The organism is Planococcus halocryophilus (assembly GCF_001687585.2).
GTDB classification, from domain to species: domain Bacteria; phylum Bacillota; class Bacilli; order Bacillales_A; family Planococcaceae; genus Planococcus; species Planococcus halocryophilus.
The window spans coordinates 3,209,342-3,228,469 of the sequence record NZ_CP016537.2 but is presented as its reverse complement, the minus strand read 5'-3'; the positions used below and the strand labels follow the sequence as shown (position 1 = coordinate 3,228,469).

General features: G+C 40.9%; 19 protein-coding genes. 15 read left to right on the top strand and 4 right to left on the bottom strand.

Going from position 1 to position 19,128, the window contains the following annotated elements:
* Positions 1-242: 242 nt before the first annotated feature.
* From BBI08_RS15930 to BBI08_RS15910, 5 genes are all read left to right on the top strand, one after another.
* Complete coding sequence (locus BBI08_RS15930; RefSeq protein ID WP_008496192.1) at positions 243-986, top strand: SDR family NAD(P)-dependent oxidoreductase; 744 nt, start codon at positions 243-245, stop codon at positions 984-986.
* 212 nt (positions 987-1,198) lie between these two features.
* Complete coding sequence (locus tag BBI08_RS15925; protein WP_008496191.1) at positions 1,199-1,879, top strand: FusB/FusC family EF-G-binding protein; 681 nt, start codon at positions 1,199-1,201, stop codon at positions 1,877-1,879.
* A gap of 188 nt (positions 1,880-2,067) precedes the next feature.
* A complete protein-coding gene (locus BBI08_RS15920; protein ID WP_008496190.1) occupies positions 2,068-2,628 on the top strand; it encodes a bifunctional transcriptional activator/DNA repair enzyme AdaA in 561 nt (186 codons plus the stop codon).
* On the top strand, positions 2,625-3,521 hold the full coding sequence (locus BBI08_RS15915) for a DNA-3-methyladenine glycosylase family protein (protein WP_008496189.1): 897 nt from the start codon (positions 2,625-2,627) through the stop codon (positions 3,519-3,521). Before BBI08_RS15920 ends, BBI08_RS15915 begins: the two co-directional genes overlap by 4 nt.
* Entirely contained in the window at positions 3,518-4,009 is a 492-nt protein-coding gene (locus tag BBI08_RS15910; RefSeq protein WP_008496188.1) for a methylated-DNA--[protein]-cysteine S-methyltransferase, read from the top strand. The genes BBI08_RS15915 and BBI08_RS15910 overlap by 4 nt, the downstream gene beginning before the upstream one ends.
* Positions 4,010-4,438: 429 nt before the next feature.
* On the opposite strand, the gene BBI08_RS15905 is transcribed toward BBI08_RS15910, so the two are convergent.
* The 4 genes from BBI08_RS15905 to BBI08_RS15890 form a co-directional block, all read right to left on the bottom strand.
* Positions 4,439-5,407 carry a class F sortase gene (locus BBI08_RS15905; RefSeq protein ID WP_008496187.1) on the bottom strand — a complete coding sequence of 323 codons (969 nt, stop codon included), beginning with the start codon at positions 5,405-5,407 and terminating at the stop codon, positions 4,439-4,441.
* 58 nt (positions 5,408-5,465) lie between these two features.
* Positions 5,466-6,800: a hypothetical protein gene (locus BBI08_RS15900; RefSeq protein ID WP_008496186.1), complete on the bottom strand. Its 1,335-nt coding sequence runs from the start codon at positions 6,798-6,800 to the stop codon at positions 5,466-5,468.
* Between the two features lie 270 nt (positions 6,801-7,070).
* Complete coding sequence (locus tag BBI08_RS15895; protein WP_008496185.1) at positions 7,071-7,889, bottom strand: aldo/keto reductase; 819 nt, start codon at positions 7,887-7,889, stop codon at positions 7,071-7,073.
* 183 nt (positions 7,890-8,072) lie between these two features.
* On the bottom strand, positions 8,073-8,891 hold the full coding sequence (locus BBI08_RS15890; protein WP_065528333.1) for an alpha/beta fold hydrolase: 819 nt from the start codon (positions 8,889-8,891) through the stop codon (positions 8,073-8,075).
* Between the two features lie 205 nt (positions 8,892-9,096).
* On the opposite strand from BBI08_RS15890, the gene BBI08_RS15885 reads away from it, so the two are divergent.
* From BBI08_RS15885 to BBI08_RS15845, 10 genes are all read left to right on the top strand, one after another.
* Positions 9,097-10,167 carry an aldo/keto reductase gene (locus BBI08_RS15885; protein WP_008496184.1) on the top strand — a complete coding sequence of 357 codons (1,071 nt, stop codon included), beginning with the start codon at positions 9,097-9,099 and terminating at the stop codon, positions 10,165-10,167.
* Positions 10,168-10,335: 168 nt separating this feature from the next.
* A complete protein-coding gene (locus BBI08_RS15880; protein ID WP_008496183.1) occupies positions 10,336-11,145 on the top strand; it encodes a hypothetical protein in 810 nt (269 codons plus the stop codon).
* Between the two features lie 521 nt (positions 11,146-11,666).
* Positions 11,667-11,807, top strand: coding sequence for a hypothetical protein (locus BBI08_RS17060; protein WP_008496181.1), 141 nt, complete (start codon positions 11,667-11,669; stop codon positions 11,805-11,807).
* A gap of 545 nt (positions 11,808-12,352) precedes the next feature.
* Positions 12,353-13,006 (top strand): ABC transporter permease, encoded by a 654-nt coding sequence (locus tag BBI08_RS15875; RefSeq protein WP_008496180.1) that lies wholly within the window; start codon positions 12,353-12,355, stop codon positions 13,004-13,006.
* A gap of 18 nt (positions 13,007-13,024) precedes the next feature.
* Positions 13,025-14,017 carry an ABC transporter ATP-binding protein gene (locus tag BBI08_RS15870; RefSeq protein WP_008496179.1) on the top strand — a complete coding sequence of 331 codons (993 nt, stop codon included), beginning with the start codon at positions 13,025-13,027 and terminating at the stop codon, positions 14,015-14,017.
* Between the two features lie 4 nt (positions 14,018-14,021).
* Entirely contained in the window at positions 14,022-14,759 is a 738-nt protein-coding gene (locus tag BBI08_RS15865) for an ABC transporter permease (RefSeq protein ID WP_008496178.1), read from the top strand.
* 30 nt (positions 14,760-14,789) lie between these two features.
* Positions 14,790-15,695 carry an ABC transporter substrate-binding protein gene (locus BBI08_RS15860; protein WP_040850298.1) on the top strand — a complete coding sequence of 302 codons (906 nt, stop codon included), beginning with the start codon at positions 14,790-14,792 and terminating at the stop codon, positions 15,693-15,695.
* Positions 15,696-16,536: 841 nt separating this feature from the next.
* The gene (locus BBI08_RS15855) at positions 16,537-16,851 is read left to right on the top strand and encodes a TIGR04104 family putative zinc finger protein (protein WP_008496175.1); all 315 of its coding nucleotides are present in this window, start codon (positions 16,537-16,539) and stop codon (positions 16,849-16,851) included.
* A 352-nt stretch (positions 16,852-17,203) separates the two neighbouring features.
* Positions 17,204-18,298, top strand: a complete 1,095-nt coding sequence (locus BBI08_RS15850) for an ABC transporter substrate-binding protein (protein ID WP_008496174.1) — start codon at positions 17,204-17,206, stop codon at positions 18,296-18,298.
* Positions 18,288-19,115, top strand: a complete 828-nt coding sequence (locus BBI08_RS15845; RefSeq protein WP_008496173.1) for an alkaline phosphatase family protein — start codon at positions 18,288-18,290, stop codon at positions 19,113-19,115. Before BBI08_RS15850 ends, BBI08_RS15845 begins: the two co-directional genes overlap by 11 nt.
* The last annotated feature ends 13 nt before the right edge of the window (positions 19,116-19,128 follow it).

Here is a 19,128-nt window from a genome sequence, read left to right as displayed (position 1 = left end):
GTAAAGGCTAAATACTTATGGTATAAGGAGTTTTCGAGTGTGTGGATATTCGTTTCCGTTAAATTAAAATCATTACTTTCTATAATTTTGCTTAAATCGTTATCGTAAGAAACTATGCGCTGGATATAATTCATGATTGTTAAATTGCTAAAGGTAAATCTTCTAATTTAAAAAATTGTAATCTTCTAACTACTGGCGTTTAATAGAAGGGGAGATCTTTCCAATACAAGGAGGCGGAACGAGTGGAACTAGCAGGTAAAGTAGCGATTGTGACAGGTGGGGCATCCGGAATCGGGTTTGCAACAGCGAAAGCATTTTTGGAAAAAGGCGCTAAAGTGGTGATTGGCGATTATAACGAAGAAGGCGGTCAGCAAGCAGAACAACAATTAAAGGAAAGCGGCGCTGATGTAACTTTTGTTAACGTTGATGTTTCGAAGGAAGAATCAGTTGAACAAATGGTAGCAGCAACTGTTAAACGTTTTGGAAGAGTTGATATTATTGTTAACAATGCGGGAATTGGCGTGCTGGGCGTCACGCATGAATTGACGTACGAAGATTATCATAAAGTGATTGCTGTAAATCAAGACGGTGTCTTTTTTGGTGCCAAGCATGCCATTATAAATATGCTAGAACATGGTGACGGCGGTGTCATCATCAACACATCATCAATTTTGGGATCTGTTGGAGAGGGCGGAGCTTTTGCCTATAATGCTTCAAAAGGTGCTGTAAACTTGATGACCAAGTCACTGGCTTTACAGTATGCTGAACACAAAATTCGCGTGAATGCAGTAGCACCAGGATATGTGGAAACCGGTATGGTCAGCAAAGAAGCGTTGGGCGACTTTTACGATGCCTTAGTAGACAAACATCCTGTCGGTAGACTGGGCCAGCCAGAAGAAATTGCGCATGCCATCGTCTTTTTAGTTGAAAACGAATTTGTTACGGGCACCACAATAATGGTGGATGGTGGGTACACGACTCAATAATATAGAAGACCACAAGAGCTGCGATATGCGGCTTTTTTTTATTGGGCATTTTTTATACAGATAGCGGCAATTGAAATCTGATGGATGGAAAAGACACAACGGATAAAGTATGATGAAATCATAAGGAACTATTGAGATTAAAGGGAATTGTTATATAGAAAACCTCTTTCTTCCGTAAAAGGCAAGTATCAAAACGTAAGGAGTGGATGCTAATGATTCATGCAAAAGAAACGACAGAAAACCAGCATGCCAGTCATTCGAAAGCGTTTATTCGAAATGACCAATATAACTATATTAAAGACCAAACAAAGATTCTGTGGACGGCACAAACTAGCACGAACGACGTTGAAGTACTAAATGTCCTGAGACATCTTGCGTATGAGAAAGTTCAGAATCTATTTCCCGTTCTCACTGAAGAACAAAAGAAGATTCTTCATCCATTGGTACAGATAAAGGAATTGAGCGAGGCAGAAACTTTTTTAGAACAACTTCAGCCTTATCTTATTCCTTTTAAAACAATTACCGATCAAGACTTGAAAAAAATATTCCCTAAAGCGAAAAAGCTGAAAGGACCGAACGTAGAAATCATTAATTTCCATAAAACTTCTTATTTAGGATGGACGGAAAGCTCCAATTTGCGCTATTTAGTTGTGGAGTTAAATGATCAATTGATAGGTCTTCAAGGCAGTATCACACGTAGCCAAAAACAAGGAATTTGTAGAGTCTGCAATCGTCATAGTGAAGTGGGACTGTTTGTTGCCAAGACGAAAAACTCAGGAAACGACCAGTTTATTAAACGTGGCAATTACATTTGCCAAGACGCCGCGGTTTGTAACGACAATATTAAAACCTTGGATTCGTTGGCTGAATTTATGGGTCAGTTCCAAAGATAACTAAGAAAATCACTCTGCAATCGTGAAATCGATGTTAGAGTGATTTTTTAGCTTAATTTCTTTTGCTAAAGTAATTGTAGACTATAAAGGCAAGATTGAGGATGCATCTTTTTAGTTAAAAGAGATAAAATAAATACAAAGCGTTAGAATTAGAAAAACTTTAAAAAAGTGAGGACGAGGGTGAGAATATGAGGTTATCTTTTGATGAAATGTGGGACAAAGTAATGGCTTGCGATCGTAAGTACGACGGTCTTTTTTACACATGCGTGAAAACAACTAAAATTTACTGCCGCCCTTCTTGTCGTTCTCGGAAGCCTAAAAAAATGAATGTGGAATTTTGCCTGACGATGGAAGATGCAGAAGCAAATGGATTTCGCGCATGTAAAAGATGTCAGCCAGAAACCGAATATTCTCCTGTCGAAGAACTCACTCGTAACGTCATGACTTATTTAACTGCCAATTATAAAGAACCGATTAACCTTCAACAAATCGCACATCATGTCGGCATGAGTCCGTCTTACTTAGAACGCACTTTCAAGCAAGAAACTGCAGAAACACCGCATGTGTGTCTTGAGAAGATTCGTATCGATAAAGCGTTATACTTATTAACAAGCACCGACTTATCAAATCTTGAAGTCGCGTTAGAAGCAGGATTTCAAAGCCCGTCAAACTTCTATAAAGTATTTCGGAAGCTAACAAACCATTCACCATCAGAATATCGAAAGCAAAGTGAGTTGGTTCTACTATGAAGCCTATCCAAAGTACGAGATATACAGAAATTTCAACACCTGCTGATTTTAATTATGAAGAATGTCTCGTTCATCTTGGCAGATCTTCGCAAGAAAACTTATACCGGATTAAAGAAGACAAAGTGATAAAGTTGCTCAAGATAGATGGAGAACTGGTTCTGTTTCAACTAACATCCGTCCCCGGAGCTTTACGCATCGAGTTTCCGCTAAATGCACCTACTCCAAATGAAACCAAGCAAGTCGTTGCGTATATAGAAGACTGGTTTGATTTGACCACCGATTTGCAAGGGTTTTACGAAATGGCGGAAACAGATCCCATCTTAAATCCAGTGGTCCAACAATATTTTGGGTTGAGGGTAATTGGTGTCCCGGATTTGTTTGAAGCTTTAGTGTGGGCTATCATGGGGCAGCAAATCAACTTAACATTTGCTTACACATTAAAGAAAAGATTTGTCGAAAGTTACGGGGACTCAGTCGTTTACGAAGGCGAAACGTATTGGACTTTCCCGGACCCTGAAACAATCGTAGCTTTGCCATTTGCTGATTTGAGAGCGTTGCAGTTAACGGGGCGAAAATCGGAATACATTTTAGGCATTGCAGCTGTTATGGCGACAGGCGACTTGGACAAAAAGCGATTGTTACAAGAGCCAGACATGGAAAGTAAATTGTTAGAAATTCGTGGCGTCGGCGCATGGTCGGCCAATTACGTCATGATGAAATGCTTGCATGACGCATCTGCTTTCCCGCTTGCAGATGTTGGGCTGCATAATGCGCTAAAAGCTCAACTAGACATGGAGCGAAAACCAACACTCGCAGAGATTACCGAGCTATCGGCAAATTGGAGCGGGTGGGAAGCCTATGCCACATTCTATTTATGGAGGTCATTATTATGAGTCAAGTGCATCAAATTGAATTTCAATCACCTATCGGCATCGTGGAAATTACCGGAACAGACAAAGCCGTCCGGTCAATTTTGTTTAGTGAAAAAAGTAGAGTGACGAAGCCATTCTCTCCAGACAGCCCGCAAGTGTTGAAAGACTGCCAACAGCAACTCGAAGAATACTTCCAAGGACAACGTATGGATTTCACATTTGCTTGTGAGTCTGCAGGAACGGACTTTCAGCAAAAAGTATGGACTGCGTTAACGGATGTTCCATACGCGGAAACCGTTTCTTATGGCGCAATCGCTAAAGCTGTCGGCAGTGAAAAAGCTGTCAGAGCAGTAGGGAATGCTAATAGCAAAAACAAACTTAGCATTGTCGTGCCATGCCACCGCATTATCGGCGCAAACGGCAAACTAACTGGCTACGCCGGCACCTTGCCGCGAAAAGAATGGCTACTGCGTCATGAAAAAGCATGCAGTGAAAATCAATCAGTTTAATGATAAATAAGAGAAAGCTGTCCCAAAGATTTTTGGTGACAGCTTTTTTGTTGGTCATAGAGGTCAGACTGATTTCCATTTTGGCGGACGCTTTCCTTCAGGTTTGCGCCGAACAAACTCGAGTTTATCGCCTCAATACTTCACTTTTTCTCGGGAGTCGCCACCTGCATTTCAATCAGCTTGAATTGAAAAACCCGAGAGAGAAAAGTGGAGGACTTTTCTTTCCCAGGTTTATTTTAGAGTATTAATAGAGAGGTACAACTAATTCCTGTCTATTTTTAAGAAATCATTTAGAAGAAAGAGTGAAAAACGGCGACTCCAAGGGGAATAGCACGAGCTGAAGACCCTGGACTGAGCGTAGCGAGGGAAGCGGCTGAAGCCGTGCCCCTGGAAAGCGTCCGGCTGGAACGATTTCTTCGATTATAAAACTTATTTCGTTTCTGCCTCAGCTTTTTTAGACTCATTCAAGTCCACATCAACAGAAGTAACAAAATAACGCTTCGTGTCATCAGTTTGGATATTTACTTTCTTGCGGTCAAACAATGAAACAGTTTCGATTTTTGTCATTTCGCCAGTTTGGATGTCTTCTTCGTAAATGCGGTAACCGATAATCGCATCGTCACGCACTGCATGCCAAGAAATATTGAAAGCCGTAGCAAAAACGTTTGCTGGTGGTTCAGGCTGTTTGTCGGTAACGCTCGAATCAGAAATCAATTCAGCTGTTACAACTAAACGCTCTTCATGCGAACCAATATCGCGGTTGTAATCTCCCGTACATGTGATCAAGCTAATCAATCGCTTGTTTGAGCTACCGAATATTTTTTCAATCGGTGCGTCATCTGTTTCGTAGCTAGTTAAATCGGTCACTTTATAGACCATTTCACGTCCATCTGGACCTGTCAAAGTGACGGTTTCACCAATTTTTATATTTTCTAATTCATAAAAAACGGCGGGTCCTGTCAAGCTGTCGACATGCCCTGCTAAAACCGCATGACCTTTTGCACCAGCTTTAAAGCCAGGCTCGAACCAGCCAACTTGGTCAACATCTTCAGGTACACCCATTTCGCCATTTTCTAAAATACCAGTCGATTCGATGGCTGCGTCAACACCGATTGAAGGGATTTTAATTTGAAAAGGCTCCATGCCTTTGATGCTTTCTTGACGTTCGCGTTGCAGCATTTGTAGTTTTTCACGTTGTTCTGGAAGAATGGGAAATTCGGCAATCTTGTCTACGTAGTTGCCTGTTACTTCTTCTTTTTTAACATTCGCTTTTTCTTCTACTTTTTTGACCTGTTCAATTTGCTCTTCAAAAGTAGGGCTAGCAGCCAAAGGCTTTAATATGATAAACAAAGCGAGACATAAAACTAAGGCAGTCCCAATGGTAACAAGCTGCTTCATTTGTCATTCCTCCTTTCTAATCGGGAACAGAGAGAGCTTGAGCTCTCTCTGATAAGTTTTACTGTTGGTTTTTCGTTTGACGGTAAGTGATTGTTCCAGCTGCCAATAAAATCATCATGCTCAATGTAATCCAAAGAACCATTGTGTTTGATTGGTTGGCAGTGCCGCCAAGTCCCGTAGCAGGCATTTTTTCAGGTGAAGTGTTTTCGAATTTCTCAGGGAATTGATCAACAACTGCGCCGCTCAATCCTTTACCGATATCGAACATAATCGCATAGCCTGAACGGTACGTTTCATAAGAAGTTGTGTAATCACCAGATACATATTGTTGGAACGTATCGATAACTGACGTTTCATGCGCTGTCACACCTGCAATGGTGTCGTCCAAAGGCATGCGATCTTCTGTTGCAGTGTTTAAAAATGTTCCTAAGTCTGTTGCAAACGTACTTGTTAATGTGTTTGTTGCTTCGTCAGCAGCTGCTTGATCGTCTGCTGCTACAGCGATAACTAAGTCACCTTGAACAGAAATATGTTGGTTGTTCCAAAGTTGAACAAATTCGTTGCTTGCTTCTTCACCGTAAACAGTGGCAAGTGCTGCACGGAATTCTTCTGTATTTTGATCTTGCGCCCAATCAGCAAAATCAAAATCGTCAGAACCAGTATAGCCTTTTGTCATGCTGAGTTGCGCTAAAGCGAAATGCTCAGCCGCAATCCGGTTCACTGTTGAACGGAAGTCACCAGCTGGCGTGTTTGGATCTGAAAACTGATCGGGGAACTGAGTCGCAATGGCTCCGCTAATTGCTCCGCCTGCTCCAAAGATTTGCGTGAAGCCATCTAAGTAAGAAGTATAAGCTGCAACATAATCTCCTTCTACATAAAGATCAAATGTGTTTTGAACAAAATCTTCATGTTCGCGAAGTGCTGCAGTGGCACCGTCTTCAGGAAGATTGCCTTCAGTCGCTGTACCAAGAAATGCGCCCATGTCGTCAACAAAAGATTGAATTTCGTCTAACGCTTCTTCTTTCATTGCGTCATCGCCATTTTTTACCGCTTCGGCATAATCATCGGTTCCGGTATTGTGCTTATCAAAAATTTCCACAAACGCTGCGCCGCCTTCTTCACCATAAACTGAAGCAATAACCGGCTCCATGTCCGCTGCGTTGGCATCCAGTGCTGCAATGGCCGCTTCAGCCGCTTCATCTTCATCATAAATTTTCATCATTGAATCAACTGCCAGTGCGTAATGTTCGGATAATAATGAATCCAATGTCGCACGAAGTTCCACGCCTGTCGTTTCAGTTGGTGAATGTTCATCTGCCAATACGTTAGTAGCCATGCCCGGAACTAAAATTGCCGCTCCAAGTACCGGCAGTAAGATTTTTTTCCATTTCATATAAAAACACTCCTCATTTTTTTAATCTGTTATGGACATAACGGAGAGAGTTGAAGTTTAGATCACATTTTAGTTGGAAAATTAGCTAGAAATTTTATTTCGCTAGTAAATGGGGGATTTGGACAGTATTTAGTCTCATTTGGACAGTATTTGATCCGAACCGGACAGTATTTCTATTAAATTCGACAGTATATCCAATAAACTGGAAAACAGCTACAAAAAGAAATGAAATTCACTCAAAAAAAAACCGCCCGGGGGCGGTTTTTTTCACTATTTAGAGCGAACATCTTCAAACGCATCTAATGTTTGAACATCTTCTGGAGAAATAGTGAAATCCAATTGGCTATTTTCTAAGATGCGTTCTTCGTTTGTCGATTTCGGGAGTGGTAAAGTGTTATGTTCCAGACAATAACGAATGCATAATTGAGCAGGTGTTACGTCATATTTAGCGGCTATTTCCTTGAGTTCAGCACTGTCCAAAATTTGACCAGTTGCGAGCGGAGAATACGCTTCGACCACAATATTATGCTTTGCACAAAACTGCAGCAAGCTCTTTTGATCGCGACCGACATAAAATGGAATTTGATTCGCCATTGGCACAATTTCGCAAGCATTGATAAGTGCTTGAATATCGCTTTCCGCAAAATTGGAAACACCAATGGCGCGAATTTTGCCTTCTTTATAAAGCTTCTCCATCGCTTTCCATGATTCAATATTGCCTTCTGTGCAATCCTTGCCAATTTCATCCCAAGGCCACGGTGCATGAATCAAATAAAGATCCAAGAAATCAACGCCGAGATTTGAAATGGTTTCTTCAAAAGCCTCTAGAGTGGCTTCATATCCTTTTGTTTGGGCTGGTAGTTTACTAGTAATAAAAACGTTTTCCCGGGAAATATCAAAATCTTTAATCGCCTTGCCGACATTTTCTTCATTCTTATATGCTAATGCCGTATCAAGATGCGTATAGCCAGTTTTTAACGCAATTGTCACTGCGTCGTAAGCTTCTTCGTTTGGAATTTGCCACGTACCGAAGCCGATATTGGGAATCTTAACGCCATTGTGGAACGTGAAAAATTTATCGTTTGCCATAGAAAAATTTCCTCCTCTTTATTGATCTTCCTTTGTAATCGTATGCGTGTTTTAGTAATTGTGCCCGGAACTTAGGGTGCTTAAAGCCAGAAGTCCAATCTGTTTGCGAAAGCCATAAACAATGAAAAACGGCACCTCGATTTGTCGTCCAGGTGCCTAACAAGTTCGGTGCTGTGTAGGTTCTTATTTCACATCGGAACTTTTTAAGAAGTTTAACAACTCATTGTTGAAGCGTTCTGGTTCATCTGCGTTGATGCCGTGGCCGCTGTCTTCGAAAGGAACGAGCACTGAGTTGGGGATTTGCTTGTCCATTTCTTCGCCCAATTCATAAGCACAAATTTGATCTTTTTTTCCGTGGAAAATAGCAGTTGGAACAGTAATGCCCGCTAACTCGTCACGCAAGTCTTCATCTCGTAAGGCAATAGCGGCTTTAATGGTCGAGTGAGCTCCGGCTTGAAGTCCAAGCGTTTGGAACCAATGGAGAAATTCAGGTGATTTTTTCTGTTCAAAGAACATATCCGCGAATTGCCCAAGAAAGGCCGGACGATCTTCTTTAAGTTGGTCGATAATGCCATCTACTTCTTCCGGTTTCAAGTTGTGTTGGAAATCCTCGCGCTGAGTGAACAACGGAGCCGCAGCGGATAACAGCAGTAATTTATCGACGCCTTGCTGGTTGAAATTTGTTAAGTAACGAATGGCAATCGGCCCGCCCATTGAAAATCCAGCAAGCACAAATTGATCAAGTTTCAAATAATCGACGACGGCTTTGACGTCGTTTGCTGCCATGTCGTAATCATAGCTCGACCACGGCTTGTCTGATTTCCCGAAGCCTCTAAGGTCGATGCCGATAAATCGGAAATTTTGCTCTGCGAGTACGCTCACTTGCGATTCAAATGCCTTGCTGTTTAAAGGCCAGCCATGAATAAATACGACCGGTTGCCCCGATCCAATGTCCTCTACATAAACGTTTACGCCATCTTCCACTTCAATATAATGTCCCACCAAATTCTCCTCCTTTAATGTAAAACAGTATTAATGTAGTGCTTCCCTTTGTTGCATTAAAGTAAACTACTGGAAATTTATAGATTGTCGAAGAATCCTTTTGTACCAATCAAAGTCATAATCTGATCGTTACGACAAACTGTTTTGCCGAGAGACTAGCGGGGTAAGCTAGGAGTAGAAAATACATATTCATAAGGAGGCAATCATGGACTCTATCTATTTAGGAAATTCAGGCTTGAGGGTTCCGAAATACATACTTGGAACAGTTCCTTTTAGCGGGACAAATGGCTTTGACGCTGCAGGCAACATCGATGAAAAAACAGCACGGCGCATGGTAGACATGTCACTTGAGGCCGGCATCAATATGTTTGATACGGCCAACTTGTATTCAAAAGGGGATGCAGAGCGCGTATTAGGGGCAGCCATTAAAGGGCGCCGTGACGAATTATTGCTGACATCGAAAACAGGCTTTCCTTTGGGCGAAAACCCTAACGCAAGAGGAGCTTCGAGAAGCAATATTTTAACGTCTATTGACCAATCACTTGAGCGTTTAGGCACAGACTATCTCGACCTCTATTTTGTCCATTTGTGGGACGGGCAGACGCCGGTCGAAGAAACGGTCGAAACCATGACAAGTCTCGTCAAATCCGGAAAAATCCGCCATTGGGGCGTATCAAACTATAGCGGTTGGGCGCTGGCCCGAACGTTTACGGTCGCAGAGCAATCGGGCTTTATCCCGCCTATTACACAGCAGATTTACTACACACCAGAAGCACGGGAAGCGGAATATGAATTGCTTCCTGCTGGCAGTGAGCTAGGCATTGGCTCGATGATCTGGAGTCCGCTTGGTGAAGGGCTACTAAACGGCAAAATCGGCCGCAACAAACAAGCACCATCGAATACACGACAAGGTGCTGGATGGCCAGAGCCATGGGTGCAAAATCAGGAGCGGCTCTACCAAGTAATCGATGCGTTAGAAGAAGTCGCAGTCAATCACAATGCTTCAGTGCCGCAAATTGCTTATGCATGGGTCCGAGACCGGCCGAACGTCGGTCCGATTGTCATCGCGGCACGTAACGAAGAGCAGTTAAAAGAAAACATCGCTTCTTTTGAAATTCAGCTAACACAAGAAGAACATGACCGCATCGAATCTGTTGCCCGACCAGTGGCAATCTATCCAAACTGGCACCGCGCTATGAACTCATTTGACATGGGCAGCACGTCTGAAAAAACGTATTTGGCAGGGTATAAACAATCGATGGGCATTGATGACTAATTGATAAAGTCAGGGAAATAAAAGAAGTATGGTTTAGTTAAGAAGATACTAGGGAATTCTTATACTATAGTGAGTACCCAAAAAGACTGCCAGTCATTTAAAAGCTGGCAGTCTTTTTTTAAGACTTGTTCGTTAAATAAAAACTACAAATCAGGAGGCGCAATCCGCATGGATGAAAAAACACTCAAGAAAACAAAGCTGTTCTCCATTTTGAATTTAGTTTTTTATTTCCTAACTTTAGGTGTAAACTATCTTGGGTCGTCTGGATTTTTTAATGGCATGAGTCAAAAAGATCTGTCAGACAAGTACATGACGCTCATATCACCAGCACCATTCACATTTTCAATTTGGGGCGGGATTTATACCTTACTACTAGTGACATTAGTTTATTTCTTTATTAAACGAAAAGATCAACACGTAGGCAAACTCATTCGATTGGTGTCGCCTTTATTTATCGCAAGTGCCTTATTCAATATGGCATGGATTATCGTTTTCTCCTACGAATTACTCGGGATTTCAACGCTGTTGATTTTGGGGCTACTGTTCTCATTGATCTTGATCGTAAAAAGAATCACGAACAATCGCTCTCAATTTCCGAGTACGCTGGCAGGAATTAGTTTTACACTTTACAGCTCTTGGGTCTTTATCGCGACAATCGTGAACACATCTCTATTTTTAGTGCAGCAACAGTGGAACGGATTTGGACTTTCTGATTCGATTTGGACAATCATCATTTTGTTTGTTGCTATTGGATTTGTGTTTTTCTACTTGGCTCTATACAAAAACGCCGCATTTCCACTTCCAATCGCCTGGGCTTTCTTTGGCATCTATAGCGCGTATGCAAGCGGTGTATTAGACGCATCGATGGCAACAACAATTCAAGCAGTTTTAGTGGCCGGGATTGTCTTTTTGTTGATTGCGAGTGCATGGACTTTTATCAAAAACGACAAAGCGCTTTTTCCGAAAACAAATGAATAAAAGTAGTTAAATAAAACCAGCCACAAAATCTTTTTTAAAGAGCTTTTTGTGGCTGGTTTTAATTCGGTTTTCTTTAGACAATCTTTAGTGATCTTTTCCAAAATCATTAATTTTAATAGGGGAGACTAATTCACAACTTTAAATTGACCACGCAAAAATTTCAGTCGCTAGTAAATGGTGTGATTTGGACAGTATTCACTCCCATTCGGACAGTATTTGCTGTGAATCGGACAGTATTTCTAGTAAACTCGACAGTATATCCAATTAAATGGAAAAAACCCGAGTGAAATAAGTAGAAAGTATTGATTTTAAAAGGATTTCACACCACATACAGAGTCTATGGCAATAAAACCTCCACAAAATTCGTAATTTCTCATCATTCGACTCGTAAATACAGATATAGGAAATAAAATCATAAAAAAGATGAAAGAAACACTGACGTTAGAGGGATTTAACGAATAGGTATTCTAACATTAATCGACCAGTCACTCGAGTGCGGTGAAGGATTACTAAACGGTAAAATGGGGTGCAATAAAAAGGCGACTGCTGACACGCAACAAGCAGCCGGATGGACAACAGAGTCTTGGGTTCAAGACCAAGAAGTGGCAATCAATCACAACGCCTCGTTTGAAATAAAACTAACACAAGACGATCAAGGCTAGATCAAATCCGCCGCGCATTCGGTGCCTATTTATCCGAAATGGCACCGCCCGATGATTTCGTTTGAGAAGGGCAAACCTTCTGAGAAAACCTGTTTGAAAGGGTATAGAAAGTCGATAAGATTAGGTGAATAATTGAGTTCAATAAAAAGGACTTTCGGGAAGGTCGGAAGCCTTTTTTATTGGACTGACAAGTGGGTGAATCACCCATGTGAAGCCTATCGGTAAAAAAATGACCCTGAAAAGTATGTTATACTTAAAAAAATATCAAAGAAACATAATTTCCCAACAACAACAAATTAGCAGGTCTTTTTATACGTTAAATAAATCGAAAATTCAAATGGTTTAGGATTTATGAAAAATAAAGACAATTATTATGCTTGAATATTCACAGAGTGCGGCTTAGATTGCTTATGAGTACAGCGGGTTTCCGTGCTCTTAAGTCGTCTTATTTTTTTAAAAATTATTAATGCTTTTTAACAGGTACAGCTGCCAAATCAAGTTCCAATTCAGCTAGTAATTTCTGATCATAGAAGGGAGGTGTTTTAATGGAAAAGTGGCTCCGGTTTCTTGAGGTAAACGCTCCTCGTATTTTAGAGCTAACAATTGATCATGCCGTGCTAGTTTCTCTAGCAATTATCGTGGCACTCTTGATTGGTATTCCGCTCGGTATTTACTTGACCACGAACCAGTACCTAGCAGACACAGTTCTTCAAATTGCTTCTATTACATTAACAATTCCGAGCATTGCACTTTTTGGAGTAATGATTCCTATTTTTTCTCTTATCAATCAAGGGATTGGCTTTGTGCCAGCTTTTGTTGCGCTCGTATTGTATTCACAACTGCCAATTATCCGTAATACGTATACCGGCATAAAAAACGTCAATCCAGAAATGCGCGATGCAGCGATTGGCATGGGCATGAAAACGCATCAGCGTTTGTTGCGTGTCGAAATTCCAAATGCCATGCCCGTTATTATGGCAGGCGTACGAACGGCCGTCATTATGAATATCGGGATTGCCGTCATCGCTTCGTATATCGGCGCTGGCGGTCTCGGGGTTTTAATTACACAAGGAATTAGCAGAGGTGACAATTACTTGATCATCAGTGGCTCTATCGCTGTTGCGATACTCGCCATCATTGCAGATTCCATTTTATTATTGATTCAAAAACGTTTTACCATCAAAGCGTTAACCGATTAACTCTAGAGAGGTGAGCATATGATTTCATTCAAGAATGTTACAAAACGATACGGAGAAGAGATCGTAGCTGTCAACGATGTTGATTTTACCGTTGAAGAAGGAAAAATCGTCGTGTTGCTCGGCCCTTCAGGCTGTGGAAAAACAACGCTGTTACGAATGGTCAACCGGTTGGAATCTATTTCAGAAGGCGAAATCATTATTAATAATGAAAACTCCAAAGATTTAGATGCCATCGAATTGAGAAGAAAAATTGGTTATGTCATTCAAAGCAACGGACTTTTTCCTAATATGACAATTGAAGAAAACGTCATGCTCGTTCCAGATCTTTTAGGATGGAGCAAAAAAGAAAAGCGAGAACGCTTTGAATATTTGATGAAGCTGATCGGATTAGATGCTAAAGATTACGGCAAGCGTTTTCCACATGAATTATCAGGTGGCCAGCAGCAGCGTATCGGTGTAGTGCGTGCACTTGCGGCTGACCCTCCGGTTATGCTGATGGATGAACCGTTTGGGGCACTCGATCCAATTATTCGAGACAAGATACAAGAAGAGTTTCTACAGATTCAGCGAGAAGTGAAAAAAACGATTCTTTTTGTTAGCCATGACATCGACGAAGCGATCAAAATGGCTGATAAAATCGTACTTTTGCGCAATGGAGAAATTATGCAATTTGATACACCTTCAAAAATGCTTTCACATCCCAAAAATGAATTTGTCTCCCAATTTTTTGGCAAAGACCGTGCCATTAAAAGTTTGAGCTTACACACGGTAGAAGATTTACAAACAATTATTGGACTCGGTCCGGTTGACGAATCGATTCAAGATACGAAAACGATCAATATCCATCAAGATCTGCGCAATACTTTGTCCATGCTAATGAATCAAGAAGCAGATCAAGTAGTTGTGAAGAACGATCAGGATGAAAATATTGGCACAATTACAATCGATCTTGTTCAAAAATACCTACATTTCGAAATAAAAGGGAAAATGTCCGCATCTCAGGAAGGGTGATTCGGTGAACCGTAAAAAATGGATAGGCAATATTGTCAAATACGCGCTTTATGCATTGGTCGCCACATTCTTCATTTGGGCGATTGCCAATAGTTATTTTGACTATATCTTTACTCAATCAGGAACATTCTTGGTGTTACTGAGACAGCATGTTGTTTTAGTACTGGTTTCTTCAATTCTCGCCATTTTGGTAGCTGTACCAGCGGGCGTTCTCATCACTAGACCCAAATTCAAAAAAGCCGAATGGCTGGTTTCCAATGTCGCCAATTTGGGACAAACGATTCCCAGTCTAGCAGTTCTGGCATTGATGATTAGTATTTTAGGTATCGGTTTTAAATCTGCCGTTTTTGCGCTGTTTATTTATTCGATTCTGCCAATTTTCAGAAATACAGTAGCAGGCATTGACTCTATTGATAAGAACATGATCGATGCTGCAAAAGGGATGGGTATGAAACCCCATCAGATTTTATTTCGCGTTGAACTTCCTAATTCGGCTTACTCCATTCTTGCCGGCATCCGGACGGCTGTTGTCTTGAACATTGGTACAGCAGCTTTAGCTTATGTGGTTGGAGCAGGTGGACTTGGCGTTTGGATCTTTACTGGGATTAATTTATTTGATAACGGCTTCCTGATTTCCGGAGCCATCCCTGTAACTTTATTGGCGATTTTAGCTGATTATATTTTACGTAAAATCGAATATATCGTCGTGCCAAAAGGATCAAGGCGTATTGAGAAAGCTTAGCGATAAGGATAGGAGGTATCAAAATTTGTCATGAACTTACTCAAACTGATCCCTCTGCTGATTACTGCGGTGATCTTGTCGGCCTGTTCAGGAATAGGCGTGACCGGAAAAGAAGTGACGGTCGGGGGCAAAAACTTTACGGAACAGTATTTATTGTCGGAAATGACGGCTTTTTTATTAGTGGAAGAAGGATTTAAAGTAAACCAGATGAACAATCTCGGCAGTAGTGTCGTTCGCTCAGCGTTGGAAAATGGCCAAGTCGACATGATGTGGGAATACACAGGAACGGCGCTCATTACATATATGGGCGAAGATTCGATCGCTGACCCCGAGGCGGCTTTTGAAAAGGTAAAAGAAAATGATATCAAAAACGACATTCACTGGATGAATATGTCGGATGTCAACAATACCTATGCGCTCGCCATGAGAAGCGAGCAATCAGAAGAGCTCGGCATCAAATCCATCAGTGACCTGTCAGACTATATCAATGCAAATCCTGGAGAGTTAACGATGGCTGCCGATGCCGAATTTGCGAATCGTTCGGACGGCTTGCCAGGCGTAGAAGATACGTATGGTTTTGAATTTGGTTCTGACCAAGTGCGTCAAATGGACTTAGGATTGACGCAACGGACATTGAACAACGAGCAGGTTGACGTTTCAGTAGCCTTTGAAACAGATGCTACGATCAGAAACTATGACTTAGTCGTGTTAGAAGACGACAAACGATTCTTTCCACCGTACCGAGCAGCTGTCGCGATCAATCAAGAGGTATTTGAAAAATATCCCGAAATTGAAGAAATTACTGCTCGTTTGGCAGATAGCCTAAACAGTGACATTATGAGAGAACTGAATTATCTCGTCGACATTGAAGGACAAAGTGTTTCTGTAGTTGCTTACGACTGGCTTGTTGAAAATGACTTTTTGGAAGAAGAATAGCCGGCGATAAAATCAAAAAAGCGCTTCGTTTAGAGCTGATCCAGAGTTCTAAACGGAGTGCTTTTTTGTGGATAAATATGTAAGCTTTTACACCAAACTGTGTCCAATCTTTACAAGAAGGGATGAGTGTGAACATTTTTTTATGTGACTAATAGATTATCAAAATAAAACCAGCCACTAAATTTCTTTTAAAGAGATTTTTATGGCTGGTTTTAATTGGTGAAAATAGAGGGAGGTTAGAATCTGTTTTTTTTAATTCCATTTTTTCTATACTTTAAATTGACCACGCAAAAATTTCAGTCGCTAGTAAATGGTGTGATTTGGACAGTATTCACTCCCACTCGGACAGTATTTGCTGTGAAACGGACAGTATTTCTAGTAAACTCGACAGTATATCCAATTAACTGGAAAAAAACATCGTGAAATAACTGGGGAGCATTGATTTTAAAAGGATTTCACACCACATACAGAGTCTATGGCAATAAAACCTCCAAAAAATCCGAAACTTCTCTTCATTCAACTCGTAAATACAGCTATAGGAAATAAAAGGATGCGCTATTTTTGTGACTAATAATAATCACTTTACTAGCAGTTGTAGCAGTAGGCATCTCAATCAATAAAATCATAAAAACGAAAGAAAAAACCAATACAAATCCCAAAAGTAGAATGACAACGAGTTGTTTTTTACTAATCAGTGTCGTTAATTCAGCCGGCTATTGGTTAAGCTTTCTTGACTTGTTCACTATGGCGCTAACCGTGGCTTTGCTAATCACCGGTGCTTACTTTACTCGCTATATGCAAACAGCTAATCGAGAAAATGAATTTAAGGAGGAGTGAAATCATGCCAATCTGTGAAAATTGTGGTCAAAAATGGCCTTGGAAAACAGTAGTTAAAAATACAGTGAAGCTTACGAATAAAGCCAAATGTCCTTATTGCGAAAAGAACCAATACCTTATACCGAAATCGAGAAGGCTGACCGGCATTTTTAGCTACATACCAGCATTTCTCATTATTACATTGACGTTATTTTTAGACCTTAATGGCATAGGGATTTTCTTGCTTGCTATCGCGTTGATGATTGTATTTTTAGGACTCTATCCATTTATGATGAAACTTTCGAATGATGAACAATTGCCGACTTATAAACTAGAGTGACCATATGAGGTGTTTTTTAACGAAAGTTCCAATAGTGAAAAATTTTTGAGTAATGATCAGGGAACAAAGTGTGAGGGTACTTGGAATCAGCTGATACCCAAATAGTCTTATATGGAAGATGATAAAATCTGTGAGAACAAATAAAAAAAGCACTGGATTTAGAGCTGTTTCAAAGCTCTAAATCCAGTGCTTTTTTATATTCAAATAATGAAGTAGGTCTACATACTCTTCACATCCCTTTAACAATCTTTACGAATCGTTATGAAAGACTCTACACTGGCTCAATGTTTGTTCGTTATGATTATTATTGTAATCAAACAAAAACAAACAAAAACAAATAGGGGGTTTCAAAATGATCTTTAAACAAATTTTAAAAAAGAGTGTGTTAGGAATTATGGCAGTAAGTGTATTGGCAGCATGCTCTGGTGATAAAGAAAGTGTAAGTGCGCAAGTTGATGGAAATTCTTTAACGAAAGAAGAAGTAATCGAAAAAGCAAAAGTAGAAGGCGAAGTAAATTCTGTCGGCATGCCTGACACATGGGCAAACTGGGTAGAAACGTGGAGTGAAATAGAAACCGAGTTTGACATAGCCCATACCGATACAGATATGTCGAGTGCAGAGGAATTAGCAAAGTTCGAAGCGGAAAAAGACAATGCTTCTGCTGATATTGGCGATGTCGGAGTCGCATTTGGACCGATTGCTGAAGAAAAAGGATTGACGCAAGCGTATAAAACTAGTTATTGGGAGGATATTCCAGAGTGGGCAAAAGACGATGAAGGGCATTGGATAGTTGGCTATACAGGAACGATGGCTTTCTTAACAGATACTAGCAATGTTGAAAATCCCCCAAAATCTTGGGAAGACATCAAAAATGGAGATTATATCGTAAGTATTGGCGATGCCTTAACGGCAAATCAGGCACAATTTGCTATTTTAGGAGCGGCAATGGCCTTTGGTGGAGATGAAAATAATCTGCAACCAGGTATCGACTTTTTTGCGGAATTGGCGGAACAAGGACGTTTGCAAGGAGATCCAACAGTAGCAAACCTTGAAAAAGGAGAAATTGATGTTGCCATCATGTGGGATTTCAATGCATTAGGCTATAGCAATCAAATCGATGAATCCCGATTTGATATTGTTATTCCAGAAGAAGGATCCATTATGTCGGGTTACGCTACAGTGATTAACAAATATGCTCAAAATCCTCATGCTGCGATGTTGGCAAGAGAGTATATTCTGTCAGATGAGGGACAAGAGAATTTAGCAAGAGGCTATGCCCGTCCTATTCGTGAAAATGTAGAACTTTCATCAGAAGTAAAAGCAATGTTATTACCGGATGAAATGTATACCAACACACAGCCAGTCAAAGACCAAGCGGCTTGGGAAGAAGCAACCAAGAAAATTCCTCAAATGTGGCAAGAACAGGTATTAATCCATGGCAACTAATCGAGTCGTTCTTATTGTCGTAGATGCCCTTCGATTTGATACAGCTTGCAGCCATATGGGTTATATGCAGCATTTAATAGAAAATGGCAAAGCTGCTCGCTACAAAGTACGCTCAGAAGTTCCATCGCTTTCCCGGCCATTATACGAAACCATTTTGACGGGTACGCCTCCTGTCGTCCATGGGATTAACAGCAATCGGACGGTGCGGTTATCCACTCAGCAAAGTTTATTCCATTTAGCGAAAAACAGCGGCAAAACAACTGCTGCTGCCGCCTACTATTGGGTGAGTGAGTTATATAATTCAGCTCCTTTCAATGAAATGCAAGATCGTATTCAACTAGATACGAAATTGCTGATTGAAAATGGTTTGTTTTATTTTGAAGATCATTACCCCGATAGCCACTTGTTCGCGGAAGCCTCGTGGCTCATGGAAAAAAAACAACCCGATTTTCTCTATATCCACCCGATGAACGTAGATGACGACGGCCACAAGTTTACGGCAGATTCAAAAGAATACCGGAACCGTGTGCTTTCTGTAGATGCATTGCTGTCGGTTTTTCTTCCTCTTTGCAAGGAGCAGGGATACGACGTCATCATTACAGCTGATCACGGAATGACTGCAGATGGCAACCATGGGGGAAATACAGCTGAAGATCGCCACGTTCCACTGTTTGTGATGTCTGAAAAAATAGCTGCAGGAATATCTGATGAACTTTTGTCACAGTTGATGATTGCGCCGTTAGCCTGTCGGTTATTAGAAATTGAACCGTCAAAAGCAATGGTGCCTTTAAAAATGGAAGAATGTCTTTTAGTTTAAGCACCAGTAATTG